General features: G+C 35.8%; 25 protein-coding genes. All 25 read right to left on the bottom strand.

Going from position 1 to position 25885, the window contains the following annotated elements; translation table 11 throughout:
• Window positions 1–53 precede the first annotated feature (53 nt).
• Window positions 54–557: a PepSY-like domain-containing protein gene (locus RDN93_RS04430; protein WP_308744362.1), complete on the bottom strand. Its 504-nt coding sequence runs from the start codon at window positions 555–557 to the stop codon at window positions 54–56.
• Window positions 558–598: 41 nt separating this feature from the next.
• A complete protein-coding gene (locus RDN93_RS04425) occupies window positions 599–1045 on the bottom strand; it encodes a PepSY-like domain-containing protein (protein WP_308744361.1) in 447 nt (148 codons plus the stop codon).
• A 147-nt stretch (window positions 1046–1192) separates the two neighbouring features.
• Entirely contained in the window at window positions 1193–2371 is a 1179-nt protein-coding gene (locus RDN93_RS04420) for an acyltransferase (protein ID WP_308744360.1), read from the bottom strand.
• Between the two features lie 96 nt (window positions 2372–2467).
• Window positions 2468–3031, bottom strand: a complete 564-nt coding sequence (locus tag RDN93_RS04415) for a Crp/Fnr family transcriptional regulator (RefSeq protein ID WP_308744359.1) — start codon at window positions 3029–3031, stop codon at window positions 2468–2470.
• A gap of 295 nt (window positions 3032–3326) precedes the next feature.
• Window positions 3327–4592, bottom strand: coding sequence for an aminotransferase class V-fold PLP-dependent enzyme (locus RDN93_RS04410; RefSeq protein WP_308744368.1), 1266 nt, complete (start codon window positions 4590–4592; stop codon window positions 3327–3329).
• 70 nt (window positions 4593–4662) lie between these two features.
• Complete coding sequence (locus RDN93_RS04405) at window positions 4663–5670, bottom strand: ATP-grasp domain-containing protein (RefSeq protein WP_308744358.1); 1008 nt, start codon at window positions 5668–5670, stop codon at window positions 4663–4665.
• 5 nt (window positions 5671–5675) lie between these two features.
• Window positions 5676–6866 carry a diaminopimelate decarboxylase gene (locus RDN93_RS04400; RefSeq protein ID WP_308744357.1) on the bottom strand — a complete coding sequence of 397 codons (1191 nt, stop codon included), beginning with the start codon at window positions 6864–6866 and terminating at the stop codon, window positions 5676–5678.
• A 13-nt stretch (window positions 6867–6879) separates the two neighbouring features.
• Entirely contained in the window at window positions 6880–7497 is a 618-nt protein-coding gene (locus RDN93_RS04395; protein ID WP_308744356.1) for a sugar transferase, read from the bottom strand.
• A gap of 1 nt (window position 7498) precedes the next feature.
• The gene (locus tag RDN93_RS04390; RefSeq protein ID WP_308744355.1) at window positions 7499–8518 is read right to left on the bottom strand and encodes an NAD(P)-dependent oxidoreductase; all 1020 of its coding nucleotides are present in this window, start codon (window positions 8516–8518) and stop codon (window positions 7499–7501) included.
• 189 nt (window positions 8519–8707) lie between these two features.
• Window positions 8708–9862: a glycosyltransferase family 4 protein gene (locus RDN93_RS04385; RefSeq protein ID WP_308744354.1), complete on the bottom strand. Its 1155-nt coding sequence runs from the start codon at window positions 9860–9862 to the stop codon at window positions 8708–8710.
• 27 nt (window positions 9863–9889) lie between these two features.
• Window positions 9890–10690 (bottom strand): glycosyltransferase, encoded by an 801-nt coding sequence (locus RDN93_RS04380; RefSeq protein ID WP_308744353.1) that lies wholly within the window; start codon window positions 10688–10690, stop codon window positions 9890–9892.
• Window positions 10691–10693: 3 nt separating this feature from the next.
• Window positions 10694–11455, bottom strand: a complete 762-nt coding sequence (locus tag RDN93_RS04375; protein ID WP_308744352.1) for a glycosyltransferase — start codon at window positions 11453–11455, stop codon at window positions 10694–10696.
• Between the two features lie 645 nt (window positions 11456–12100).
• On the bottom strand, window positions 12101–13312 hold the full coding sequence (locus tag RDN93_RS04370; RefSeq protein WP_308744351.1) for a glycosyltransferase: 1212 nt from the start codon (window positions 13310–13312) through the stop codon (window positions 12101–12103).
• 9 nt (window positions 13313–13321) lie between these two features.
• Window positions 13322–14392, bottom strand: a complete 1071-nt coding sequence (locus RDN93_RS04365; RefSeq protein WP_308744350.1) for an EpsG family protein — start codon at window positions 14390–14392, stop codon at window positions 13322–13324.
• A gap of 16 nt (window positions 14393–14408) precedes the next feature.
• Window positions 14409–15428 carry an acyltransferase gene (locus tag RDN93_RS04360; protein WP_308744349.1) on the bottom strand — a complete coding sequence of 340 codons (1020 nt, stop codon included), beginning with the start codon at window positions 15426–15428 and terminating at the stop codon, window positions 14409–14411.
• Window positions 15428–16573, bottom strand: a complete 1146-nt coding sequence (locus tag RDN93_RS04355; RefSeq protein WP_308744348.1) for a glycosyltransferase — start codon at window positions 16571–16573, stop codon at window positions 15428–15430. Before RDN93_RS04355 ends, RDN93_RS04360 begins: the two co-directional genes overlap by 1 nt.
• A 10-nt stretch (window positions 16574–16583) precedes the next feature.
• On the bottom strand, window positions 16584–17678 hold the full coding sequence (locus RDN93_RS04350; protein ID WP_308744347.1) for an acyltransferase family protein: 1095 nt from the start codon (window positions 17676–17678) through the stop codon (window positions 16584–16586).
• Window positions 17679–17705: 27 nt separating this feature from the next.
• The gene (locus tag RDN93_RS04345) at window positions 17706–18590 is read right to left on the bottom strand and encodes a glycosyltransferase family 2 protein (RefSeq protein WP_308744346.1); all 885 of its coding nucleotides are present in this window, start codon (window positions 18588–18590) and stop codon (window positions 17706–17708) included.
• 1 nt (window position 18591) lies between these two features.
• On the bottom strand, window positions 18592–19575 hold the full coding sequence (locus tag RDN93_RS04340; protein ID WP_308744345.1) for a glycosyltransferase family A protein: 984 nt from the start codon (window positions 19573–19575) through the stop codon (window positions 18592–18594).
• 9 nt (window positions 19576–19584) lie between these two features.
• Window positions 19585–20532, bottom strand: coding sequence for an acyltransferase (locus RDN93_RS04335; RefSeq protein WP_308744344.1), 948 nt, complete (start codon window positions 20530–20532; stop codon window positions 19585–19587).
• Window positions 20533–20548: 16 nt separating this feature from the next.
• Window positions 20549–21346 (bottom strand): glycosyltransferase family 2 protein, encoded by a 798-nt coding sequence (locus RDN93_RS04330; protein ID WP_308744343.1) that lies wholly within the window; start codon window positions 21344–21346, stop codon window positions 20549–20551.
• Between the two features lies 1 nt (window position 21347).
• Window positions 21348–22199 carry a glycosyltransferase family A protein gene (locus RDN93_RS04325; RefSeq protein WP_308744342.1) on the bottom strand — a complete coding sequence of 284 codons (852 nt, stop codon included), beginning with the start codon at window positions 22197–22199 and terminating at the stop codon, window positions 21348–21350.
• Window positions 22196–23218 carry an acyltransferase family protein gene (locus RDN93_RS04320; RefSeq protein WP_308744341.1) on the bottom strand — a complete coding sequence of 341 codons (1023 nt, stop codon included), beginning with the start codon at window positions 23216–23218 and terminating at the stop codon, window positions 22196–22198. The genes RDN93_RS04325 and RDN93_RS04320 overlap by 4 nt, the downstream gene beginning before the upstream one ends.
• Window positions 23219–24496: a CDP-glycerol glycerophosphotransferase family protein gene (locus RDN93_RS04315; RefSeq protein WP_308744340.1), complete on the bottom strand. Its 1278-nt coding sequence runs from the start codon at window positions 24494–24496 to the stop codon at window positions 23219–23221. It lies immediately after the preceding gene.
• Window positions 24454–25884, bottom strand: coding sequence for a lipopolysaccharide biosynthesis protein (locus RDN93_RS04310; protein WP_308744338.1), 1431 nt, complete (start codon window positions 25882–25884; stop codon window positions 24454–24456). Before RDN93_RS04310 ends, RDN93_RS04315 begins: the two co-directional genes overlap by 43 nt.
• Window position 25885 lies beyond the last annotated feature (1 nt).

The following is a 25885-nucleotide window of genomic DNA, read 5'->3' as shown; positions in this document are numbered from 1 at the left end:
AAAGGTCGTGTTTACTTCCTTTTGACACCCGCCCTTATTTCAATTAGTTAAAACTATTCAGTTGGCGGCCAATTCGTATCATCTCCGTTACTGATATCTTTCTTATGCAGCAATCCGCCTTCCTGCGAAAAATAAAGCGAATAACGCTGACTGCCTTGTTTCACCTGAATAACAGATTCCGTTGAATTCAATGGAAACGTCAATACATAGACATCCGTCACTACCCACGTAGCATATTCCGAATTCTGAAAAGCTGTATAAACAGCCGGCACTAACTGGTCAATATTATCCAGTTCATTTTCCGTCATCACCCAATTCGCATTGGCGTCAAACCAGACATCCAGTTCATCACCGGTCACCCAGCAGTCGGCTACATAATAATCACCTTTCATTTCCCATTCTATATTTTGGGCAGCCGGATACAATTGCCTCAAAGCCTCGGTAATGTTACTGGGCGGCACCAAAGCAGGGTCGTCGTCATCGTCACTACATGCGCCGAACAAAAGGACGGTCATCATCAGCACTACCGCCCACGCGCCAAACTTAAATCTCCACATAGTTATCTTCTTGTTTAGGTTTATTCTTTACTATTACCCTATCAGTCGTCCGCTTTCAGGAACTTTCCTTTTTTATCGAACTTGAAAGAAACTCCGGTAGTCAGCTCCACCTCATACCCTTTACGGTCACGTTCTACTTTCGTCACGCCCTCATTTACAAAATTATGCGCTTTCAGATAATCGGCAGCAAATCCGGGTATCACACTTGCAGGAACAGATTGTCCTTTCTTTGCGCTTACCTCTTCCCAGTTTCCCTTGCTATCAAAGTCAATCTCCGTACCGTTCGTCAACAGCACTTCATACTTGGTAGACTCCATCAGATCCTTATCAATCTTAATCTGAGCCACCTCAGGCTTCGTAAAATGACGATTGATAAAATTGCGAGCCGGAAGGGGCAATTGATTCATGTCTTTTGTTATCACATCAGTTGCGAACGAGAACTGCACGGCTACAATAGCCAACACAAGCAAAGATAGAATTTTCTTCATAATCATTATTTTTAGCATTAATACTATACTTTATTTATACTGCAAATAACGATACAGATTCCGGAAAGATTTAGGAATACTATCAGTTTGCTCATTTTTTATATTCTTTAACCCTCTATCCTACTCTTCGCTTTATCAAAAGCCGGACTATGAATTACTGCTTTTATGCAGAAAACGTTTAGCCAGATATTTCCGTACAGGTTCATCATAAAACTTCAGGCACAGATAAGCCAACACAATACTCAATGCGTAAACGCACAAAGCCACTTCCCAAGTTTCTCCCCAAGTGTAAAGCTTATTTTTAATCAGCCATGCATAGAACAAGTACATAATCGGATAATGTATCACATAAATCGGATAAGATATATCTCCCAAGAACTTGCATATCGCGGTCGACTTCTTATCCGTAGTGGTTCCCGATGCTCCCAGCCAAACAAGAATGGGAAAAACTATGATAACACAAAATGCTTCATAAACACCGTTTACACAAAACGGCTCTGCACCTTCCAGGTAAGGCACTGAAAACAAAACTATTAAAACAATTGTGCATATCCAGAATGCACCTTTCAGCTTAACAGGCTTGAAGTTACGCGACAAAAGCATACCCAAAGAGAAAGGGAAAAGCATCCGCAATGAGCCGCCTAAAAAGTTCACGCCGTCCAATGTCCATCCCACTCCAATGTTTCCATATCCAGAGACATCGAAAACTGCGAATAATGCCAACGCAATACCCAACAATACTACAAGCACAGTCAACACCTTATTCGACAAACGACGGATAAACAAGGCATAGAGAATATTGCCTATATATTCAAAGAACAATGACCAGCAAGGTCCGTTCAAAGGAAACATCTCACCATTGCCACGAACTTCATAACCTACACCCGGCATTGCAGGAATAAAGAATATCGTGCAGAGAAGAGACAACATAACCATTGATATGGCAACATGTGTTCCATCCCATTGCACACACCCCTGAAGATAAAATGTGACAGCACCTAGAACAGCTCCCATGATTACCATAGGATGAAGACGTATCAAACGGCGTTTGAAGAAATTTTTCATTGTCATACTCTTACCCCAACGGTCGTCATACGCATAACCGATAACGAAGCCCGAAAGAATAAAGAAAAAATCGACGGCCAAGTATCCATGATTGAAGGTCTCAATCATACCACTACCAGCGGAATTACTGACTTCTGCAAAAGCGTAGCCCTCAAATATATGATACCATATAACCATGAGAGCTGCCACGCCACGAAGTCCGTCAAGAAGATCATAATGTGCTTTAGTGTCTGCAAAAGCTGAAGAAGAAATGTTTGACATCTGTTTCTTATTATTTAATTAATATTTTCAGATGGCAAAGATACAGCTTACCGAACGAAGTTCTTTTGCTCAAAAGCAAAAAAGACCGGCAATCTGCTATTTTATAGCACGTACCCGGCTGAGCGTATAAATGGAAATACCCAGGAAAGCGGCTACATACTTCAACTTCACCCGGTTTATCAGCCCGGGATATCGCCGGTTAAACTGTTCGTAACGTTCCTTGGGCGAGAGCTGAAGCCTTTCCACAAACATATGACTGAGTTCCTTGTTCACATCCTGGTGCAGGATTCTTCCCCAGTTGGCTATATCAATATATGTTTCATAAAGGGCGTTCAGCTTATCTATATGGATAACATAGATTTGGCAATCCGTAAGAGTTTCAATGCTCTCTATCGATGGCTGTTTGTAGTATAACGAATCCATACCGAAAGTCACGTCACCTTCCTGGCTGAACCAGGTAGTAGTGTCCTGCCCATTGTGATGAAATACGGAACGGGCAACGCCTTCTTCTATAAAATAAACCAAACGGTCTGTTACGCCCGATTGAACGATATAAGTGTTTTTGGGATAATAACGAAGCTGCATATTCTCCTGTAATGCCTGAAGCGCTTCGTCAGAAACCGGATAAATTTGCCTGATTTTACTAATGATGTTTTTCATTGAAGAGGAGTCCATATATTAGTTGTCACAAAGCTACGAAAAAATATCGGATTCTACGATATACCCCCTAAAACTAATATATCAACTATCTTCACAGACAGTTGATATATTTCACATACAAACACATATCGGTTTTTACACCAATATGAGGGGATAAGTCAGGAATATACCGCTGTATTCTTCCCAACTCATATAATGCAGGGAATTCATGAATATATCATGAGTTCAGGGACCTACATATTTCTTTGATATTCTTCCACATATTCTCTTGCTTATAATATTAATGACCCGACTATTATTTCACAATCGCTTCTTTTATTTTCTCTACGATGTAACGTACATCATCATCAGTCACATACGGTCCGGCAGGAAGGCAAAATCCAACTTTGAAGATTTCCTCTTCTACTCCGTTCGTATAGAAAGGAACATCCGCATAGACCGGCTGCTTATGCATCGGCTTCCATACAGGACGTGCCTCAATCCTCTTGGAAAGCATGAATACACGGAGTGCCTCCACATTCGCATTAGGCTGACAATCAGTCGTGGCACTATCTACAGCCTTAATCACACCCGCAGCACCACCTACAGCCGTTTTAATAACTTCCTTATAAGCATTCTCCTGACCCACAATCCTTACATCAGAGTCAATAGTGGCCGTACATAACCAAAAGTTAGAATCATAGCGTGAATCCACAGGCTGCTTGTGGATATGAATACCTTCCACATCCTTCAGCAGTTCCTCATATAATGCCTGAACATGCTTGTGGTGGGCAATATGCGCATCTGCAACAGTCATTTGACCACGACCAATACCGGCACAAATATTGCTCATACGATAATTATAACCGATAGCCGTATGCTGATAGTAAGGATAAGCGTCACGAGCCTGAGTAGCATACCACATAATGGTATTTTTATCCTCAAGATTCCGGCAAATCAAAGCACCACCGCCGGAAGTGGTAATCATCTTGTTGCCGTTAAATGACAACACACCAAACTTTCCAAAGGTACCCAACACCTTACCATCAAATTTGCTACCAAATCCCTCTGCGGCATCCTCAACAACTGGAATCTCATATTTGTTTGCAATCTCCATGATTTTTTCGCAATCGTAAGGCATACCATAAAGTGCCACAGGAACAATAGCCTTCGGTTTCTTACCGGTTTTGGCAATACGATCTTTTATAGCCTCCTCTAATAATATCGGATCCATGTTCCAAGTATCCTTTTCGGAGCCAATAAACACAGGCTTTGCACCAAGATAAGTTATCGGATGCGATGAAGCACAAAAGGTAAAGCTTTGTACCAATACTTCATCACCCGCCTGAACCCCACAGCCAATCAATGCCAAATGAACTGCTGCCGTACCTGCCGAAAGTGCAACAACCTCATTCTGTCCACCTACAAAGTTCTTCAAATCTTCTTCGAAAGCATTTACGTTAGGTCCCAAAGGAACCACCCAGTTGGTATCAAATGCTTCCTTTACGTATTTCTGTTCAATTCCGTCTTCGCTCATGTGAGCAAGACAGAGATAAATTGTTTTTTCAGGAATATAACCCATAATCTTATTCAAATTGTTACTACTCTCCTATCTATTAAAGATAGGAGATAACTCTATTCCAAATTTGATTTTACAATATTGAGAAATTGTCATTAACCAATTCAGATTTCTTTCGTATGACCACATCATCGTACATCAGCATAAGAACATCTTCGTCATACTGACCGATCTGAGATTCATTCTCTATCCCATTCATATTGTTCCAAATAAGAGGGAAGAAATCAACACCTGCCCCATACGCATGTAAATAAGCACCACCAAAACGAGGATTTACTTCCGATAAATAATACTGACCGTCTTTAATAAAAAAGTCCATATCAAGCGGACCACAAAACTTGAACACAGAAGCGATCTTCTCAATAAAAGCGAATAACACCGGATCTTTGTAAGAAATTGTTTTACTAGCCCCTCCGATACGAGTTTCAATCTTACGTTTTAAGAAAGCCGCAACAGCCTTATGGCTAATAGCATCTACATAAACATCTGCATCACAGTCTCCTCCAGTCATCAACTCCTGAATAATGTAATCATGTTCGCCGGAGAACCAATCAGCCTCAGCCTGCTCCATAGTATTCACTTTATGAGCCCCCACACTACCACTACCACAAATAGGTTTCATGAATATAGGAAAAGATATTTTACCTTCAGTTACCCCTTTCTTAAATTCATCAAAGTCGTGATAGGTCAACGGAGTAGGAATACCTTTCTCTGTGAGATATTTGAACATCTCATACTTATCAAAACAGCAACGGGCAGTAATCTCGTCAGCAGGACAGAGCGGCAACACGCCGGCCTCCAAGAATTTCTCACGGTTTGCAGAAAGGACCTCAATCTCTGGGTCAATAAGAGTGGTTATAGCTTTTACATTGGCTTTTTTGCAGATATCAAGTAGCGTGTCAACATACTCGGGAGCATTGATACACGGAACAACATATTCGTTTGTCGCAAAGTACAGTGCAGGAGCCGTTGCGTTATTATCGGTTGCATTGATATCACATTTTGAGCCGATTGATTCTTGTGCGTTACGGAGCAAGCGACCACGCCGTCCAGCACTACTAAACAAAATACTAGATTTCATTGGATTTATATATTTGATTTTTGTATGTATTCCTTTGCTGTCCATTTATCACGAACAAGTTTCAGACCATCAGAAGAAAGTGAATATACTCTTGGGAAATAGTTGATAAACATTGGTGTTAACGATAAAGTGTAGGCACCTACATTCTTGTATTCGATCACATCTCCAACCTTTATTTCCTGTTGATTTTCTAACCTGAACAATTGGTCGTACTCCAAGCAAGTAGCACCCGCCACTATTTGTAACGGAACAACCTGTCCTGACTCATTCGCACGGTTTATCTCTGTCATATATCCATTCTTATGAAAAAAGGGATCTATATCATTACGTGTTCCGTCCGTTGTCAATATCCGACAATCCGGCAATTGTTTCACATCTATCACCTGCGAATAATAAGTAAAAGCCGAAGCGGTCAGTGCATTACCCGGTTCCACGATAATTGCAAGTTTCTCCAGACCTTGTTTCTGAAGAGACTCATAGATTGCTGTCACATAATCGTCGAAGGTGGGAGCATTACGGAAAATACCATAATATCCTCCTCCAACATCAAGGTAATCAAGATTCAGATGATACTTCTTTATTACACTTGCAGCATAAGCAACAGACCTTTTATAGAATCTAACGCTTCTGCTATGACAAGTTCGATGAATATGTAATCCCACCAATTTCATTTGAGGAATATTCCTTATTGATTCAATAGCATAGGCAAACTCTTCTGTTGTATCATTAAACCCAAAACGACTGAAATCATTTTCACCATCAGCATCTTCTAAAGACACATCTGAAATGTTAACATTGAGACGTATGCCTATTTTATAAAAACCATCAGAAGGTAACTCCTTTAACCACTCTAATTCACGGTGAGTTTCAATATTAACCGTTGCGCCACCTTTTAAAGCATCAAGGAATCGTACCTTGGACTTCATGGGACCATTGAATACAATTTCATTCATTTTATAACCGCATTCTAAAGCCAAATCCAGTTCATCATCCGAAACGACCTCTGCGAAACAGCCAAAATCCTTAGCTTTTGCTATTGCATACGGTAGCGAATTTGTCTTCACCGAATATCCAACAACACAATGCGCAAAGCGCCTCTTCAGTGAACGGTAAAACCCGCTAATTCCCCTACCTAACTCTTTCTCATCCAATAAAAAGCAAGGCGTTTGTAATGTACTTGTCAATATCTTATCCATTCTACTGTATTATTCAGTTATAACCATTGAATTCTTCCATTGTAACTGTTGCACTCGCATCAGAGGTATTTATATCTTCACGACATAGCACCTTTTTCATAGTAACGAAAATTACCTTTAAATCAGTCATCAACGATATATGATCCACATACCATACGTCCAATACAAACTTCTCAGTCCACGAAAGGGAGTTACGTCCCTGACACTGCGCCCAACCGGATATACCAGGACGGACATCGTGACGGCGCATTTGCTCTTTACTATAAAGGGGAAGATATTTAACCAGCAACGGACGAGGACCAATAAGCGCCATATCACCTTTTAGCACATTAATCAACTGCGGAAGTTCGTCAAGAGATGTATTCCGGATAAACCGACCAAACTTAGTGATACGCTGTACATCCGGAAGAAGTTTACCAGATGCATCCCTGCGTTCATTCATTGTCTTAAATTTTACAATCTTAAATATCTTTCCATGCAATCCCGGACGTTCTTGCAGAAAAAATGCTCCAGCCCCCTCATTGAAAACGTAAAGGAGAATCGTAATTATTAACAGAACAGGACTGATAAGCAGAAGGACTACCAATGCTATTGAAAAGTCTATTATACGTTTAAAAAAATGTGCGTACATCTTATCTATTTTTACAGTTCTTGGGATAATCAGTCTTTACGCCCCATAACTGAGCCATAGGCTCCTCTTCCATTTCTTTCTTAAAATCCCGAAGTTGGTCAATATAACTGAATTCAGGCTTATAATCAAGCTCACAGAACGTCTTACTCACATCAAAGGCATTCTCCAAAGGATCCGTTTTTTCGGGACAATAAATGATCTTAGAAGGATTATCTTTGGGAGAAAACACCTCTATGATACCTTTTATCTGTTCCTCCAACGATACTTGCCATCCATTACCAACATTATACATACCACCTTCTTTGTCAGACTCAACACATTTCTCCACTACGCGAACAAAATCCTTGATATACACCATTTCCTTTGCCTTCTTACAGTTGCCCCATATTTCAATCGGAAGACTTTTTGAGGCCCGATCCATAAGCATACGATATGGCATAAGATGAAACTGGAAATCGCGATAGTGGTAAGCGTTGGGATGATATTGATAGATTGTGAAGAAACGCAATATGAAACGGCTGAATCCATATTCCGCATGATAATGCTCTATAAGATCCACTGCCGCATTTTTAGCAATAGTATATATACTATGATCACCAGTAAGCGGAAAATGACGAGGAGCATCTACTGGTATAATAGAGCCATTATTGTGATACTTACACATATCAGAAGGGGTCTGCGGGAAAATTATTTTCTTACAACCGCATGAACGCATATATTCTAAAACATTAAGTGTTCCGATGGTGATCGACTGAACGAGCTCACTAGCATGAAAAGAATAACGGGAAGGTAACTCTCCTGCAAAATGAGCCACACAATAAATATTCTTTATAGGCAATTGTCTAAACTCTGCAGGCTTTGTTATATCTACTGAGTAATACCTCATACCTTTTGAAGTAAAAAAACCATTATCATCTTTACGATGTCCGACAGCAATCACATCATATCCTATAGATTTCAGATGGACTGACACATAAGCTCCTAAATTTCCTGTAGCACCAAAAACTATTACTGTTTTCATCCTTTATTTTTTATTTATTCTACCAATTATCATTTTCTATTAAACAACAATAGATAACAATCTATCATCTGAGGCAAGTTACCATGAATGTCATGTTCGTTAGTCATAATTTTAAATTTGATAATTCTAAAAATTTCACATTCTCTGCCGAGACGTTCCTGAAAAGCAGAATACTCAACACTATATTTACTATTGCAAAAGCGAAGCATAATATTGAATATACACCTTTGTTACCATTTTTCTATCAAAGTGACTAATTGTGTATTGCCTACATTGTAATTTTATTGATTTATAAAGTTTTTCATCACTAAAAAGAGAAAACATACAATTATATAACGATACTTTGTCCCGTGGCTCACACAACAAACCATTTACCCTCTCATTTACTACATTTTGACATCCAATGATTCTACTTGCTATTACAGGTATTCCAAGCGAATTCGCCTCCACCAACACTTGTCCAAACCCTTCTCTATAAGAAGGAAGAACAAGCAATTTAGAAGCCTTGATAAATGATCGAACGTCCGATTGTCTACCACATTCGATAATATATTCAGCATCCTTTATCAATTGTTCGATGCGGGCAGATAAAGCATCCAACTTTTCCTCGCGTCCACCTACCATCAACAATTTTACAGGAAAGCCATCGTTATGCAACCGTGTTACAACATCTACCAGTTCTTCCACTCCTTTATCACGTACCATACGACCTATAAATACACAAACTAAATCACTATCCTTTATGCTATATTGAGTTCTTACAGCAAAATCATCAACTATTTCAGGATTAAAATACTCAGTATCTACACCGTTTGCACTACCATACATAATGACCTTCGACTTATTCAGTGAGCAAATACCATCTTCCGCAAACTGTTCGCGTACTCCATTGCTTACACAAATCACACGATTAGCACAAAAACAAGATATACGCTCCATAGCCATCAATATTCTGCGTTTCATACCTGTGCAGCCTTGGTATCGCAATCCATGACACATATATATGCGTATAGGTCGAAATGTAAGCCATGCAGCAACCATTGCCAATAATGAGGCCTTAGGAGTGTTAGCATGCACAACATAAGGCCGTTCAACAGAAAGCAACCATACCCACTTAAATAATGCACATAAATCATTAAAAAATGATATATCCCGTTCCATCTTTAAAGCCTTATATCTAATACCCTCTTGTTGAGCAAATGACATTAACTCCTTGTGAGGTGAAGATACTGCGCACACATCATATATATCCTTTAATGTTTTACACTGCCCTTTAAAGAAACCCAATGTCATTGGAATGGTAGTTGTAATAAAAAATTTCTTTTTTACATTATAATCAACCATACGACTTTAGCTCAAAAATAAATTCTTTTATCTTTTTCTCTTATGCAAATAATTATATAAACAAGCTGGTATAACAGCCAAAACCAAAGGTCGCAAACAATATATATAAGCCCACCATGGTAAATTTAGCATCTTATAACCCACATATCGCACATATGCTTCATTTTTGCGAGTCATCCAATTTCGTCTCACCGTAGCATTTCTATCATCACGCATCTCATATATCGGTTCTTCAAGCATATACCCTCTGTATCCAGCCGCATACATCTTAAACCAAAGATGATAATCTTCCATTCTTAAAAGTTTTTTATCTACCGAATATCCCTTTACAGCCTTATATGCCTCTCTGCGTATCATACAAGGCGCATGACAAAAAGGAGTACCAGCTATAAAATCCCGTTTAGTAACAACCCCACTCCCTTTGCCACTCATAAACACCCCCTGCTCATCAAAATAGTACATCGGACCGCTAATTATAGCATATTCAGGATGTTCATCAAGGAACTTAACCTCTTGTTCAAAACGATGCGGAAGCGATCGATCATCCCCATCCATACGGGCCACAAACTCCGTATCAACATACTCCAAACAATGATTCAACGTAGCATTCAACCCCATATTGTATTCATTCTGTATCACAATATAATTAGGATGCGTCTCCGCCCATTTTTGTGCGACTTCCAACGTATTATCCTTTGAACCGTCATCACAAAGAACAACTTTAAATCTTTTATATGTTTGAGCCTCTAATGATTCAAGAGCCTCAATCAAGGTATCGGCACAATTGTATATGCCCATAATAACAGTTATGCGAGGTGATTCACTCATTAGCTATCTTTTTAATATTCTACTGATCCTCATTACCCATTTTTCACCCAACAAGCCGATAAGCTTATTTTTAAGAATATGCAATTGCCAACTAAGAGTATTGTGGTCTATCCACGAGCATGAATAATGGTGAATAGAGACAGTATTTTGAGTTATAGTCGTGATACCTGTTGTAGAATCCATGGGACAAAAGTAATCAGCCGGATATATCGTTATACCAGCAACCTTCTGCATGCGATGTTCCTCTACAAGTCCATGCTTTCGCAACAGGTTGGTAGTGTAGTCAACCACTGTACCGTCTTCAATTGCAAAATGCTCTTTTGCTTTGTAAAAGTCAAGCAATTCACCCAACAAAGCGAGCCCTGATTTCACTCCAAGACCGAGCCCTGGGTTCACCCCAAGACCAGGCACCGGGTTCATCCCACCTTCTTGTTGCTTCGTAGCCAAACTCTTCTCAAATCCCATGAAATTTCCAGCAACAATTATAGAATCCATATTCTTTATAACCTCTACATCTGTATCGAAATACAGTCCCCCTTCCTGATAAAGTACATAAAAGCGTACATAATCACTTACAAAAGCATATTTTTGGGCCTCATATGCCTCTTTCACATAAGGACAACAATTGGCATCGAAGTTGCTTTCGTTCCACTCCTTTATTTCATAATTAGGTAGGTATTTTTTCCACGATGCAATACATTTCTTCGCATCTTCAGGGAGCGGGTTACCGCCAAACCAACAGTAATGAATTATTTTAGGTATCATATTAAGCATAATAAATTAAAACCATAAATAGGATAAATGTAACAATACTACCTTCTGCCGTACCAATACTAACGGATGATTCTCATTAGCAATGGCATAACACTAGTGTCCCATTAAAATTCTAAGACAGCCTTGTATTATGCAGAAATACAGAAAATTACAATAATTTTTCGAAAAAACGGATTTGAAATTACAAACTCATTTTGAGTATTCTGAAAAATCATAACTTCTTCATTTCCGAGTATATATTTCTCTCTTGTAATACAAAGTTTTAAATTCATTTAATTTTAACAGGACACTAATGATGGCATAAAATAGATAAATTAACATTGGATACGTAAACCACAATAAGTATACTATGCAGTTTGTAAACTGTGCATACATACAAAGTATCCATATTTCATTAAAAATCAAACACATATATAGTATTATATCATAAAGCTTATCCTCTAATTGATATTTAAATTCTACATAGTATCCCATAACTATAGTATATTACAAAGTCTATCCGAAAGCCACTTTTTCCTCCCCAATCATCATTTTTATCCTAATTGGGATAATCCGTACCTGACTCATCTGCCATTCTGGCAAAAAGTTCCTGAAAGAAGCAGATAGATGTATTTACATATATACAGAAATCAGACTCTATTTCATCAGCATATAAACTTTATTCACCTCTTTCTCATTACCAAAGTCATGAGTACGAAGATATTCTACTATTTGTTCTCTCAACTTTTTGTTTTTTATAAACTCCGCAATTCCTTTTGCAGTATCTATCTCATCAAGTGATACAATCACTCCATCTATACCACTTTTTATTTGGCTCTTTGCAGTAGGATAATCTGTTATTACTACAGGCTTACACAATATCTGTGCTTCACGAACAGTTACACTTTTTCCCTCATAGATACTGGGCTGAGCGTAAATATCACACGCTTTTATGTAAGGATATGGATTGGTTTTCTTACCTAACAATATCATACGGTGGTACATGTTATATTTATTCAAAGCTTCTTGAATCTTTGTGTTGGAACCATAACCTATGATGTACCACTTAAAGTCCACTCCCAACCGTTCCATCTCGGCACAAATATGTGGAATACCTTCTATTTTTTTGGGAGGAGAAAAACGACCTATGGTGAGAATCTTCACTACCCCTAATTCATCTGGCATTTCGTTCGACACATCCTCCAGTTCCGCTTGCTGACGCACAAAGAAAGGGGCAAGGATATTTTCGACCAACACAATTTTATCTTTCAATTCAGGAAATGTCTGCAAAAATGTTTTTGTACATTCGTCACTAATTGAAACTACATAATCAAAAGCATTCCATACGGGCAGTTCCAAATCGTGGTTCACATGAATGGTAGAATAGTCTGTGTGTATCCAGCATATTTTCTTTTTGGCCTTTACTTTATTAAAAACAATGTTATGAGGCTGTAGAAAGCTTATCGCAAGGTCATATTCACCTAAATATTCCAAAGATGGTAAAGCACCTTCGACAGCATTTGCAATATATTGGAATATACTGGAATCATGCTTCCGTATTTCTATAGGTAATGACTTCGAATATAGTTGGTGCCTCCACTTTGCCCACAGTCTGCGCAATGCAATACCGATATGCCCTTCTTTTATTATATCTTTTAGAGGGCGCTCAATGCAGGTATATTCTGATATTTCCGGAAATAAATGTACATAATTAGGAATCAACGACATAAACTCGCCTGTATGCTGATTTACAAACAAGTCTATATCTACTTTTTCTGGATCAAGTGCAGAAAGCAAGCCCAATAAAGCACGTTCGGCGCCTCCAATCTCCAAATAATGGATGTTTACAAATATTTTCTGCTTTTTCATATCAATCGTCTAAGCATAGTACACTAATTCCATAAACAGAGTAAACGCAAGATGACACAACACGACTTTCTGCCTATTCAAAACTAGCGGATGCAATTTGTTCTTAATTGCATAACAAGGATATATGAGCACAATAGGATACATAAACCAGGACAAATAAGCAATACGATTAGTAAACTCTGCATACATACACAACATCCAAATACCATTTGTTGTAAGATATATGTTCAGCATCATGTCATAAAAATCATCCTTCATTTTGTATTTATACTTGACATAATACCCCATCAACACAGGCATAAAAGAATAAACTATAAAATCTATACGAAAACCAACTTTCGCATACAACACTTCAGCAGTCGTATTATTAGTCAGATAACCAGCACCTGATTCGTCAGAAAGACCGGCAAACAACTGTTGAAAAAAAGATATATGCCCCGCTGCTATCAATAGACAGAAACCCCAGCCATAAAAATACCATTCTTTCTTCTTAAAAAATAATGTAACGACATAGGCAACAACAGGCAACACCATAGAATGATGGAATCCCCATGATAAGAATAAAAATAACAAAGAAATTAATATTTTATCTCGATAAGCAAGAGCCACTAAAAACAATGCGGCAGCAGCTCCAGCCTTGATTCCATTAGTTGCATATGAGAAAGTTGAAAATGCAGCTAAATAAACAAGATAAACGATAAAAGTATTTGAAGGAAACAATTTACGACAAGCTATTAATATAGCTATAAAATATATAGCTGCTATCAAAACAAAAAACGGGGTAGCATCCGAAAAAATACTTCCCATGAATCTATATATATTATCAAAAATCTTATTTTCAGTATTCCAATTCCAACCATTCCATGGAGAAAATCCCCACCAATTTGCATAATTCGCCATATCACCAAAAATAGCACTATGAGGTCGAAAACCTATGAACAATATGAGAAAGACACAAAGCCAACCACTTTTGTCTATGCCCTCACGAAGGGTCAAATCATTCCTTTGCTTTACTAACAAAAGCGTGAAAATGGTAATCAGAATTAAATATATATACTTATAAAATTCAGCAGGTATCATATCAAATCCCAATTATTTATTTTTTCCGAATAGAGTAACCGATAATATACTGTGAAAACGGCAAAAATGCAATTAAATAGCAAATTACATAAGATCCTACAAATGTCAGAACAGCAACAATCAAAGTTTGAAAACAATAATTACCTATAGCCTGTATCATCGACCAGTTCCACAATAATGTACGCATCACAAAAATGTGAATAAGATAAATACCGAAACTAAGATTATTTGTTTGTTCCAACACAGAAACGACTATATGAGACATACGTTTTGGCGCAAACAAGCGCTTGATACCAATAAACCACGATGCTGTCATTATCGCTACTGGTGCAGACAGATACCAAAAAGCTTTATAGAAATCAAGATTCCAGCCCAGTACTTTGTTCAGTAATGGCAAAGGGAGCATCGCCATGCCAAGAAAGCAAACCAAGTAGCTATTTTTTATAACAACAGTATTCAGATAATATCCTAACAGAAAATATCCCACATATCCTGCAAAATAATAAAACATACCCGTGTTTGACACATTAACTTCCAAGAACAATGCTATGTATGGATAAAGCAACGTTATAAACCACAATACCAAATAAAACTCCAACTCTCTTCTTGATGCCTTCCTCAGCCATGAAGACAAGATTGGCACCAGCAAATAAAGTCCAGCAAGAGTGTACATGAACCATAGTACACCATGCCCCTGTACACTAAAAAACATTGACAAAAGAGAAAAGCTCCAATTTACAGAAGAAGTACTATTGACCAAATAAAATAACGAAAAACACACTGTGGGGCCGATTATTTTTCCTAAACGCCTTTTCAAATATGACATAGCAGACACACCTTCCACACATGGAAGAAGCAACGCCCCGCTTACCATAAAAAACAATGGTACACACGGTGTAGTCAAATAGCTGTTCAATACCAAAAAAAGCCCATGTCCTTCAGCAGCATCACCAGATATCGGCGCGTGCATCACAATGACCATCATGCAAGCTACCACTCGGACTACATCAAGATATATTGTACGTTGTTTTACCATTAGCCAAATAAGTTTTCTATTTCGCTCATTATCTTTATCAGCGAAAAATAATTACCACGTTCTACCGATCTCCTTCTATACCTCATTAACTGTTCATTATCTATCATCAATAGCCTTAATCCTTCATAAAGACAAGAACCATCTTCGCTATTATTAACTAACATGCCATATTTGCCATTCTCCAATAACTCGTTGGGACCAGAGCAATAGGTACTTATAACAGGAACGCCCAGTACTAATGCTTCTGCTATCACAAGACTATATCCTTCCGATCGTGACGAACACACAAACAAGTCCGAATTAGCTATATACGGATAAGGATTTTTCTTAAATCCGACAAGCTCTACATAATCTTGCAGACTATTTTCTTCAATATAGGCAAACAATTGTCCGTAGAGTTCACCTTCTCCCAAAATCCGAAGTTTGAAATTAAATCCATCCTCTTTCAAGTGCTTAACTACACGTAACAATATATCATACCCTTTCTGAGGGACAAGACGACCAACTGTCACAAGATTCAACACACCTTTATCAAATTCAGCAATACTTTCTTGTCCCCTAACCTTTACATCAACCACATCAACAGGATTATAAATAGTAGAAACCTTATTTTTTTGACCATAAACCTCTTTAAAAGAATTCTCTACCGTTTTTGAAACAGTGACAATATTATCAAACTCATTATACGAAGCTGTTTCCTCCTCTACACACTTATATATACCCTGTTTCTGAGGCCAAGGATTATATTTTAAATCAGTATGCACCCATGCTATTTTTTTAGCTTTCTTATTGTTTGATTTTGCCAACATCTTTGTTACAAATCCCTCGCAAAAAGCTACTTCCACATCACATCCTTTAGAAATAAAAAGCCTGTATACTAAACACACTGGCAACCATCTATACACAAGTTTATATTTCAACGCATATCCTAATTTCCCCCATACAGACATACGATCCGAATTCTGTATCATTGGTTTATATCGCACATCAGACTTTACCTCATCTACATACTTGCCTGTGTCAACAACAGTACACACTGTAACATCAAACAATGTCTTATCTATATGTTTTATAAGCGTGGCAAGCACCTTCTCTGCCCCTCCCCCGCTTAGAGATTCTATGACTATTAATATTTTTTTACGCATAAATTCGTTTTTACTTGGCGATATGTTTCCGCTTCACACCAAATAAATAATGCTCCATAAAACTACTTAAACGAAAAATATTACTCATACACAAACACAAAAGAACAACCCAAACAGCAATCAACAATGAAACGAAAAGTTCAATGGAAGGATTGGTGTTATCTTTAAAGAATTGACCTATTATCTCCAAATTACGCGGCAAAAAGAAATAATGAAATAAATAAACATCCAAAGTTCTTCTACCTACATATTGAAGACATTTCCCCATCCGTGTATTTTGAGTAAATGAACTTTCATTCTTACGGAAAAAGGTAAATACAATCATTATCCCCAAAACACCTGCCAATAAGAACCGGAATTCATAGATAAGAACAAACGGCGCACCTCCATCAGGCATTATCACAGAATCAATTCTTTTTCCAAAAACCATCTCTGTAAAAAACACTAATATCACAAAACCCATCACAAGACCACTATCTGTCTTTTTTATAAAATAATCAAAGTGTTTTTTCACTAATGTACCCAAAAAGAAAAAACAGAAATAACGCATTAGATTAATACCAAGCAGTTCAAAACACCCAACAGGCACTATATTTTCAAAAAGTGTACATAACTCAGCCGCAAACAGAGAGCCTATCAAGGCGAATGTCCATATTGTTATTCCAATCCATTTGGAGTTGTTTTTTTCAACCAAAAAAGATAATACAGAATAAAATACAAAATACTCAAACAAAGTTATGGTAAACCAATACCCATATTTTGTAACACTTAGAAAGCTATCCACAATATTATAATCAAACAAGAGATCATAGATTATCAAGAAAAACAATGTAGGAAAAATCTGTATCATCATTTTCTTACTTAAAAATTTACATATAGTTTCCCAATTCCAAACACGTGTCGCTTTATAAAATACAAAACCACTAATAAAAAAGAAAAGAGGCATTCGAAAACATATTATCGCTTGATTAAATGTCACTATTGTTTCCTCACTTTCATGATAGCTATACATTATTACATGGCCTAATACTACAAGTAACATCGTAAAGCCACGCATCGCATCTATGTATTCAAGTCGTTTGATTGTCGTTGTAGGTTGAATCATCCAATAAAGTTTACAAATTTAATATTCTTATCTTTTTCGCACCAATTGCATATATCTTCGAACAGCAACCCCCCCCCCTATGGGGAATAGCAACATCGTCAGAAACTTATTATTTGATTTCAACAAGTAATTCATATGATGTCCCAATATAGTGCAACTAATCATTTGAATCGTATAATAACACATTTTCTGAAAAGATTTCTCATAAAGAAGACGATGATTAAACATCATTGCATATCCCATCGGATTATTTTTCAACAATCCCCATGATCCTTTAGTCAATCCTTCTTCTTGATAACGAACAATACAAGTTACAAAATTAAACCATCTAAGTTTATAGCCTTCCAAAGCTATTTGATTCCACACAACTTCTTCTGGAACGAATTTTTCACCTTCCCATGGCATAAAAGGATGTGCTCTAAGGAGTTCTGTTTTATAAACCTCGCAACAGTCACGGTTGATTCCCAATTCCTTCCTTTCCAAATTCGATGCATCAATATAGTCTTGTTGAAGTTGGTTTAAAGAAGTTATAACAGACTCGCCTCTCATACCGGAGACACCAGCGACGGCTTTCATACCAAAGATACTATCAATGGCCTTATTCATCTTTTCAATAGCATCATCCACCAAATAGTCATCAGAATCTATGATCATGGTATAAGGAGTTTTAACTCTTGCTACACCCAAATTAATAGCACGATTTTTCCCAGCATTTTCTTTATAATAATACTCAATTTTAAAACCGCTGTTGCCTTGTTGCCACTTCTCACACAACTGCCTGGTATTATCAGATGAGCCGTCATCTATTATAATCCAAACAAAGTCCTTCAATGTTTGTCTACATAATGATTCATAAAGATCACCCAAGAGATGTGCTCTATTATAAGTTGCCGTTAATACAGTTATTTGCATATTATATCGTTCTTATGTGCTTATTTAACGCTATAAAGAGTTGAAAAAAATTATTTTTGAGAAGGAAGTTCATTAATTTTTCTCCTTTTGAAGCATTCAGCCGCGTATTAAATGCTGCCTTCACATATCTGTCATTCATTACACCTTTCAGTTTCTCAAAACCAATTTTTCTTTTTATCCCACCATTTACAATTGCTTTACAATATTTAAGCACTATGAAATAGTAAGAATAATACATTAATTCATCAGCTAACTTCTCGTTATGAAAAAAAGATATAATGTTGTCATGAGCTTTAGTGTAAATTTCCAATAGACCATCAGGTAATGAATCCACACCGCTTTGGCGATTTTGCACTCTAATCCAATGGTAACTTGCACTCGATATAGTACAAATATTATTCGCAACAGACAGATACTCTAACATGAAGTAGAAATCTTCGTTCACAGAAATGAGGTTATATTGAAGATTATATTTCCTGATGATAGAAGATTTTAATAACTTGTTGCAATTAATGTTTATCATACCACTTAAAAATAATGGTTTCAAACTCTCTCTATTTACTGAGAGTTGCTCAAGTTTAATTTGTGTTGGTATATATTCTGTTGTTCTAATCAAATTTCCGTCATGCGCATATTCATCAACCTTATAACCGCAAATAACCATATCATAGTCTCGTCTTGAATATAAATTACTCAGATGATTATGCTCGACTACGTCATCCCCATCTATAAAGCACACATATTCACCTCGCATTTTACTAAGAGCAAGATTTCGAGTATCGGACACCCCACTGTGTCTTTTATCGATCACTATAATACGCGAGTCTGTTCGTGCTAACTCTTGAATCACAGCTAAGCTATCATCGCTACTTCCATCATTTACAAGCAATAATTCCCAATCAGTAAAATCCTGCAGTTGTATACTTTTTACACAAGTTTCTATTGATTTAGCCACATTATAAACTGGAACAATTATACTTATCATTTCTTTGAATTACAATTTAAAAAACACAATACTCTTATGTAATAATGTTGCCAAAGTTATTGCTAAAACAAAAGAGAAAGCCCACCTAAATATTACATTATTAGGCGCAATCATATCCGCCAAAAAGAGACAAGAACCATGCAATAAATACATTTCAAGACTTATAGTACCTATATATTTAAATATCCCACGAAAAAAGTTATTCTTTATCCTATCAACTAATACTGCGACAAATACCAAACATGGAATTGAAACGCCCAAATACGCAAGATATTTATATGGATTATGAATATATAAATTTACCAATATATAAACAAGCACTACAAACACAGTAAGCAAAAACAAATGTACTCTATTCATATTTTCATTCCCATCAACAGATTTCTTTGCACTTAAAATATAAATTAAGGATACAAAATATATAGGATATCTATAGAGTGAAACGTTTTGCACATGAAAATTATTAAACCCATAAATAAATATAGTAAACGTTATAATCGCTATAAATACCCATAAAATCATAGAGTCTGCTTTCTTGTATACATAAGGAGTTAGCAAATAACAAGTCAATATATGCAAAATAAACCAATAGGTCATATTTCCATCAAAGAACGACAATAATAAAAGATCCCACAAGTATCCCTGCCAATTCATTGTTTTGTATATCAAAACATCAAATATCAAAAACTTTAATGTTACAATTATCATAAATGTAGGAATGATTCTTTTTAATCTACGTTTATAAAAATCAATTACATCATTATTTTTATCCAAAGAATAAGTGCAGCCTAATGCTGAAAGAATGAGAAAGAACTCCACTCCAAAATCAAAAGACCAAAATGGTCTGAAAAAAGGAATACCAGGAACGCTTAGTCCTCCCACTGTATGAAAAAGCATGATCATCAACATAGAAATACCCATGAGTTCAGCCCTATATTTTGATAATAACTTAATCATAAACCAATTTTTATTGTCATTTAAATAATCGATAAAAGAAATAATACAGCCGAACGATTCCACGTCCTATACAAGTATCCTGAAGAGCTGTTTGAAGAGTGTAATAATTACGATAGAATAAAAAAAGCTCATTTAACCTAGGCATATCATAAAACGCATTTTTTCTTTCATCATCCGATTGGAAACCAACACTACTTATACCTGTAGTATCAAATACTGTTGTAACTAGAGGAATTATTTCAATACTACAATTCCCAAGAATCGCACCTAACATATATGCTTTCCAATCCGCCACCACCTTAAGCGTTTCATCATAGCATCCAAATCGCTTAAAATAATTATTTTTAAAGAAACTCGCAGGATGAGGAAAAGTAAAATGTATCAACTGATATAAAATTTGTTGTTCTGTAATATTTTCTGGTAATTTGAAGCCAGGAGTACATTTTTTATCTATATCATGGCAGATGTCAGCAACATATAAATCTTTATCATGCAAATACGGAATAACACTCTCAATAGTATTATTTTTGAGGAGATAATCTCCTGAGTTAAGAAACATTATATACTCTCCTGTAACCCTTTCAAGACCTTTATTCATAGCATTGTATATCCCATTGTCAGGTTCACTAACCCAATAAGATATTTTATTTTCATAATGATTGATAACATCAACACTTCCATCTGTAGAACCACCATCAATTACAATCCACTCAACATTTACATATGTTTGTGTAACTATAGATTGTGCAGTCTTTTTCAATCCACTACAATCATTGTAACAGATTGTGATTATTGACAACTTTACATTGCTCATATTATTTTCGCTTTCTCCATTTAAATGAAAGATATCTCATCATTAAAGAATACATAATTTTGTAGGACAATTTATCAAAAGTATTTCCATATATTTCCAATGAAACTGTAGGATATAAAGAACAAGATTCCAAATATAATTTATAAAGACATAAACGTTCCCAAAACGTCTTCCCCTCTGGCTGTAAATTACAAATAAAATCTTGCCCACAATTTTTACGAGCACAACTTCCTTCTAATGTCTCTTGATTATATTCAAATACAGGTAAACTTGAATAATAAAAACATTTAGTCCTCATTAACTCAAAGAAAAAATTCGTGTCCTCATATCTATATAAATCTTCATTAAATCTTAAATCAATAGTGCCATTTCTGTATACAAACATTCCAGGCTTGGGACAGAAATCACACAATAACCATTGTACAAAGGGCCAACGCACAACTCCACATTTAGCACTATCTGTCGACAATTTTCTATCATTACCATTAACAATGAAACAATTAAAACAAAATAATGATTGCTCTAAATTCTGTCCAATAACCTTGTACATATTCCAAAGTGCATCAGAAGTCAGCCTATCATCTCCATCAAGAAAATATACATATTTCCCCATTGCCTTATCCATTCCATAATTTCTCGCACTTGAAGGACCGCCATTCTCTTTAGTAAAAAGAATAATACGTTTATCAACAATCTGTAGAACTTCCTCACAACTATTATCCGTAGATCCATCATCAATTACGAGAATCTCATAGTTAACAAACGACTGACAAAGAATCGAATTCAAAGTATCACGAATTGTCTTACCTTTATTATATAATGGTATTATTATAGAAAAGAACGGATTACTCATAAGTCTACAGTATATTTATCAAGTTTATTTAATAATAAAGTATATATATGAGCCATTATTAAAACCATAGGTATTGATAATACAGTAAAAAGTACATAATTATCAGTAACATTGAAATATCGAAGTATATTCATTGGCAATCTTTGTAAAATATATATGGAGAATGCATTTGTACCCAACCATGTAAGTATAGTATTACCAATATGAACTTTTGTTGAGATTGCAGCAATTAAATACACAAACATACATGCAGTGATACCATATACATCGACCCAATGATAATGATAGTGAATAGCAAAAATTACACTAATAACAACGATTATAATATTTGACCACACTCTATTGCTCAGTAATCTATTTATTTGATTATAATAATACGAGAACCACATACCAGCCGAGAATGTCATCAAGGTGTCATACCACCAAAATCCAGCAGAATATAATCGTAAAAAGATCCATAAAATTACAGAAAATACAGTAACACTACAACACATTATAAAAACAGACCTTCTTTTTACAATATTAAATGAGATAATTGTAATAACATACAATATCAAAATAACAAAGATAAACCAATTACTGTTTCCAACAGATGATGCACCTATCCAACATGTCAAATAATTAAGTACAGGTCTAACATCAGATATACAAAAACCTAACACTACATATAATAAAACGGCTATGTCAAAGTGATATAAAGTTCTCAAAATTCGTCTCTTGAAAAAAGTTTTCTCATAATTCAAATTCTTTTTATAAGATTCCAAGATACCAAAACCGCTATAAAAGAAATATACAGCTACCATTAACTGCCCTATTCTATCAAGTATATATTCAAAATCTGTATTCAAATTTATATTAGGTATTTCTATGTAACTTCGCAAATGTGTTAATAAAATCAGAATGGCAAATACCCCTTTTATAGAATTCGTATTTTGAGGCAACATATAGTCTTTATTGTAATGTGAAAATTTCACGCCATATAAAGATATAACTACCAAAGAAATAAGTAATAAAACCATCTAAATACCTAATATAGAATTAATAATGCTTATTGATGAATCACCATGCGGTTTTAACCACCGATTATAATACTCTATCCTTTGTGTTCGTATGGGATCATAACCTTTTATCACATCAATAATAAAAGACTCAATATCCGTACAACTGTAACCTGAATAGTGCATTTTAAGAGATTCCTGCGAAAGCAAAGAAAGAGTTATTTTTTTCTGCGGACGTGACGCATATAAGTACATTACCGGATTTAAAGTATACATATATTCTATCATAAACGATCCGCAGTCATGCAACATAGCATCTGAATGTTTGAACAAATCAATATAATCCCCATCTTCAATTTGTGTATTAGAAAGCGATTTCCATTCGTCATAATACTTTTCAGTACGCTCATGCCCCCAAACCTCAATTAACTTAGATTTCAAAAATGGGTGTGGCTTAAAAATCCACTGTGTTTGATGTGAATATTTCTTTGCCATCAAAAGTACGAAGTCTCCATATTCAACAATAGAACCCCATGCTAATTTGTCTATGTCTAATATAGAATGATGTGGTGCATAAATGATTCGTTTCTTAATGCATTCTTGTGGTTTCCACCTATCTGGATAGATTCGCTTTTCCTGACAATAATCATCCATAAATGGAAGCCCTGTATTAACCAAATTCTTTCCTTTATTTCTCATCAATGGTGCCAATTCTCTACTACAAACTTCATTTTCAGAAAATACCTTCCAAGCAATATTAAGAAGAGGTAAATCCACTGTACTTTTAGCTATTGTATTGCGAAAACAGTAATTTACATGACAAAAAAGAGACTTTCTATTAGCACCTTCAAAGTATTTACTCTCTATTACACCCGAATAAGCTTGCTGATAGAAGATTATATCTGGAGAAATACGATTTCGAATTGTCTCTCCCTCTAAAAGAGTTTCGTAAGCATACCCCTTTGATACAAAATACTTTTCGACCTCAGTACTACTTTCATGATTAACACAATCAGAAACGGGCAGTAAAACAGGTTCAAAGCGTTCATGTTCAAGCATACGTTTATACAATCGTTCTGTTTTCCACATGCTAACCTCTGAGACAACAAAAAGAATCTTAATTTTAGGTTTATGACGTATCCGCCATACTTTATAAGGAATCGTCATCTTATAGCCATAATAACGATATATAGCATATAAATCACCCTTACAACGCCCAAAAAACAGATGTAGCTTATGAAATATTTCCATCATCTCTATTTTAATTTTGACAATAAAAGTTCTTTCAATTCCAGCCATATTGAATCCTTTCTTATTAGAAAATAATATATAGCTGTATTAACTATAATACCTGTTGGTAGAGTAATATATGGAGATAAATCTGTTGTACAAAGCAATAACGATGGTAACATAGCTATAATTCCGTAAAAAAAATATGGAAAAAAACTCTTAAACTGCGATTTATAACTCAATCCATATTCTTTACCTGTGTAGTATGTACTTAGAAAAATTGCAATCTGTGTATAAACAACACGTGATATACAAATGGCCATCACCCCCAAAGGGATAGAGGCTATAATCATTGCAAAAGAGATACTCTTTTTTATTATCTCTGTTTTAAGAACAAGATCGGAGCGCCCTCTTACCTGCAAGAGATTCATATTCACTGTTGTAATGTGGTCAAACATCATCGCAAAACATAGAATCTGTAAATAAATAACTGAATCATACCACTTATCTGTTATCAATATCAAAATCAATGGTTTACTTACACTGACAAGTAAACACATCAAGAAAAATACAGGAAGTGACGTAATTCTTATATATTTGTCATAAACTCCCAAAAGACGTTCTTCATCATTTTGGATTTTGGACAAAATTGGAAATGTAACTCGTTGAAGAATACCTACCAAATTCGACGAAGGCAAACTTGCAAAATTGTTTCCTCGAGTATAAAAGCCCAGTTCTTTTGCAGAATAGAATTTGCCTATCGCGATTGTTGTTACATTAGAATAAAAAGTATGAAGAAGATTAGCCCCCAACAATTTACTACCAAAAGCAAAAAGCTCGCAAAATGAAGATTTAGAAAATATAAATGATGGTATCCATTTTGACACATACCATGTCAATATGACATTTAATATCGCTCCAGCTACTTGCTGATAAACTAAAGCCCATACACCATATCCTTTGTAAGCTAAATATACACCAACAACTCCAGACAAAATACATGTTATAAAAGATATTATAGCCTGAGATCTAAAATCAATTTTTATAGTTAATTGAGTTCTATGAACAGCAGCTAATGAATCTATTACAAGATTAATAGCAATAACTCTTATAACAACCCTCAAAACTGGAGTTTCAAAAAAATAAGAAATATATGGAGCTGTAAAAAACAGTAAAAGATAAAAAAATAAAGCAGCTACGATATTAAAATAAAAAACAGTAGAACAATCCTCTTGGGTACGATCTATTTTCCTAATTAATGCTGAGGTAAAACCGCAATTAATAAATGTCTGGGATATAGCAATAAATATACCTATCATTCCCAAGACTCCATAATCAGAAGGACTTAAAAGCCTAGCCATGACAAGCCCTAGAAAGAATTGAATACCTTGTATTGAAAAATTCTCTATGGCAGTCCATTTTACACCTGACAAAGTTTCTTGTCTTACAGAACCCATA

Origin of the sequence: uncultured Bacteroides sp. (genome assembly GCF_902491285.1) — a bacterium.
Taxonomy (GTDB): domain Bacteria; phylum Bacteroidota; class Bacteroidia; order Bacteroidales; family Bacteroidaceae; genus Bacteroides.
This window is presented reverse-complemented; position numbering and strand designations above follow the sequence as displayed.

What these genes read in the sequence shown, in the direction of transcription:
- RDN93_RS04430 (WP_308744362.1), bottom strand. Translation starts at nt 557, where the DNA reads ATGTGGAGATTTAAGTTTGGCGCGTGGGCGGTAGTGCTGATGATGACC.
- RDN93_RS04425 (WP_308744361.1), bottom strand. Translation starts at nt 1,045, where the DNA reads ATGAAGAAAATTCTATCTTTGCTTGTGTTGGCTATTGTAGCCGTGCAG.
- RDN93_RS04420 (WP_308744360.1), bottom strand. Translation starts at nt 2,371, where the DNA reads ATGTCAAACATTTCTTCTTCAGCTTTTGCAGACACTAAAGCACATTAT.
- RDN93_RS04415 (WP_308744359.1), bottom strand. Translation starts at nt 3,031, where the DNA reads ATGAAAAACATCATTAGTAAAATCAGGCAAATTTATCCGGTTTCTGAC.
- RDN93_RS04410 (WP_308744368.1), bottom strand. Translation starts at nt 4,592, where the DNA reads ATGGGTTATATTCCTGAAAAAACAATTTATCTCTGTCTTGCTCACATG.
- RDN93_RS04405 (WP_308744358.1), bottom strand. Translation starts at nt 5,670, where the DNA reads ATGAAATCTAGTATTTTGTTTAGTAGTGCTGGACGGCGTGGTCGCTTG.
- RDN93_RS04400 (WP_308744357.1), bottom strand. Translation starts at nt 6,866, where the DNA reads ATGGATAAGATATTGACAAGTACATTACAAACGCCTTGCTTTTTATTG.
- RDN93_RS04395 (WP_308744356.1), bottom strand. Translation starts at nt 7,497, where the DNA reads ATGTACGCACATTTTTTTAAACGTATAATAGACTTTTCAATAGCATTG.
- RDN93_RS04390 (WP_308744355.1), bottom strand. Translation starts at nt 8,518, where the DNA reads ATGAAAACAGTAATAGTTTTTGGTGCTACAGGAAATTTAGGAGCTTAT.
- RDN93_RS04385 (WP_308744354.1), bottom strand. Translation starts at nt 9,862, where the DNA reads ATGGTTGATTATAATGTAAAAAAGAAATTTTTTATTACAACTACCATT.
- RDN93_RS04380 (WP_308744353.1), bottom strand. Translation starts at nt 10,690, where the DNA reads ATGAGTGAATCACCTCGCATAACTGTTATTATGGGCATATACAATTGT.
- RDN93_RS04375 (WP_308744352.1), bottom strand. Translation starts at nt 11,455, where the DNA reads ATGATACCTAAAATAATTCATTACTGTTGGTTTGGCGGTAACCCGCTC.
- RDN93_RS04370 (WP_308744351.1), bottom strand. Translation starts at nt 13,312, where the DNA reads ATGAAAAAGCAGAAAATATTTGTAAACATCCATTATTTGGAGATTGGA.
- RDN93_RS04365 (WP_308744350.1), bottom strand. Translation starts at nt 14,392, where the DNA reads ATGATACCTGCTGAATTTTATAAGTATATATATTTAATTCTGATTACC.
- RDN93_RS04360 (WP_308744349.1), bottom strand. Translation starts at nt 15,428, where the DNA reads ATGGTAAAACAACGTACAATATATCTTGATGTAGTCCGAGTGGTAGCT.
- RDN93_RS04355 (WP_308744348.1), bottom strand. Translation starts at nt 16,573, where the DNA reads ATGCGTAAAAAAATATTAATAGTCATAGAATCTCTAAGCGGGGGAGGG.
- RDN93_RS04350 (WP_308744347.1), bottom strand. Translation starts at nt 17,678, where the DNA reads ATGATTCAACCTACAACGACAATCAAACGACTTGAATACATAGATGCG.
- RDN93_RS04345 (WP_308744346.1), bottom strand. Translation starts at nt 18,590, where the DNA reads ATGCAAATAACTGTATTAACGGCAACTTATAATAGAGCACATCTCTTG.
- RDN93_RS04340 (WP_308744345.1), bottom strand. Translation starts at nt 19,575, where the DNA reads ATGATAAGTATAATTGTTCCAGTTTATAATGTGGCTAAATCAATAGAA.
- RDN93_RS04335 (WP_308744344.1), bottom strand. Translation starts at nt 20,532, where the DNA reads ATGATTAAGTTATTATCAAAATATAGGGCTGAACTCATGGGTATTTCT.
- RDN93_RS04330 (WP_308744343.1), bottom strand. Translation starts at nt 21,346, where the DNA reads ATGAGCAATGTAAAGTTGTCAATAATCACAATCTGTTACAATGATTGT.
- RDN93_RS04325 (WP_308744342.1), bottom strand. Translation starts at nt 22,199, where the DNA reads ATGAGTAATCCGTTCTTTTCTATAATAATACCATTATATAATAAAGGT.
- RDN93_RS04320 (WP_308744341.1), bottom strand. Translation starts at nt 23,218, where the DNA reads ATGGTTTTATTACTTATTTCTTTGGTAGTTATATCTTTATATGGCGTG.
- RDN93_RS04315 (WP_308744340.1), bottom strand. Translation starts at nt 24,496, where the DNA reads ATGGCTGGAATTGAAAGAACTTTTATTGTCAAAATTAAAATAGAGATG.
- RDN93_RS04310 (WP_308744338.1), bottom strand. Translation starts at nt 25,884, where the DNA reads ATGGGTTCTGTAAGACAAGAAACTTTGTCAGGTGTAAAATGGACTGCC.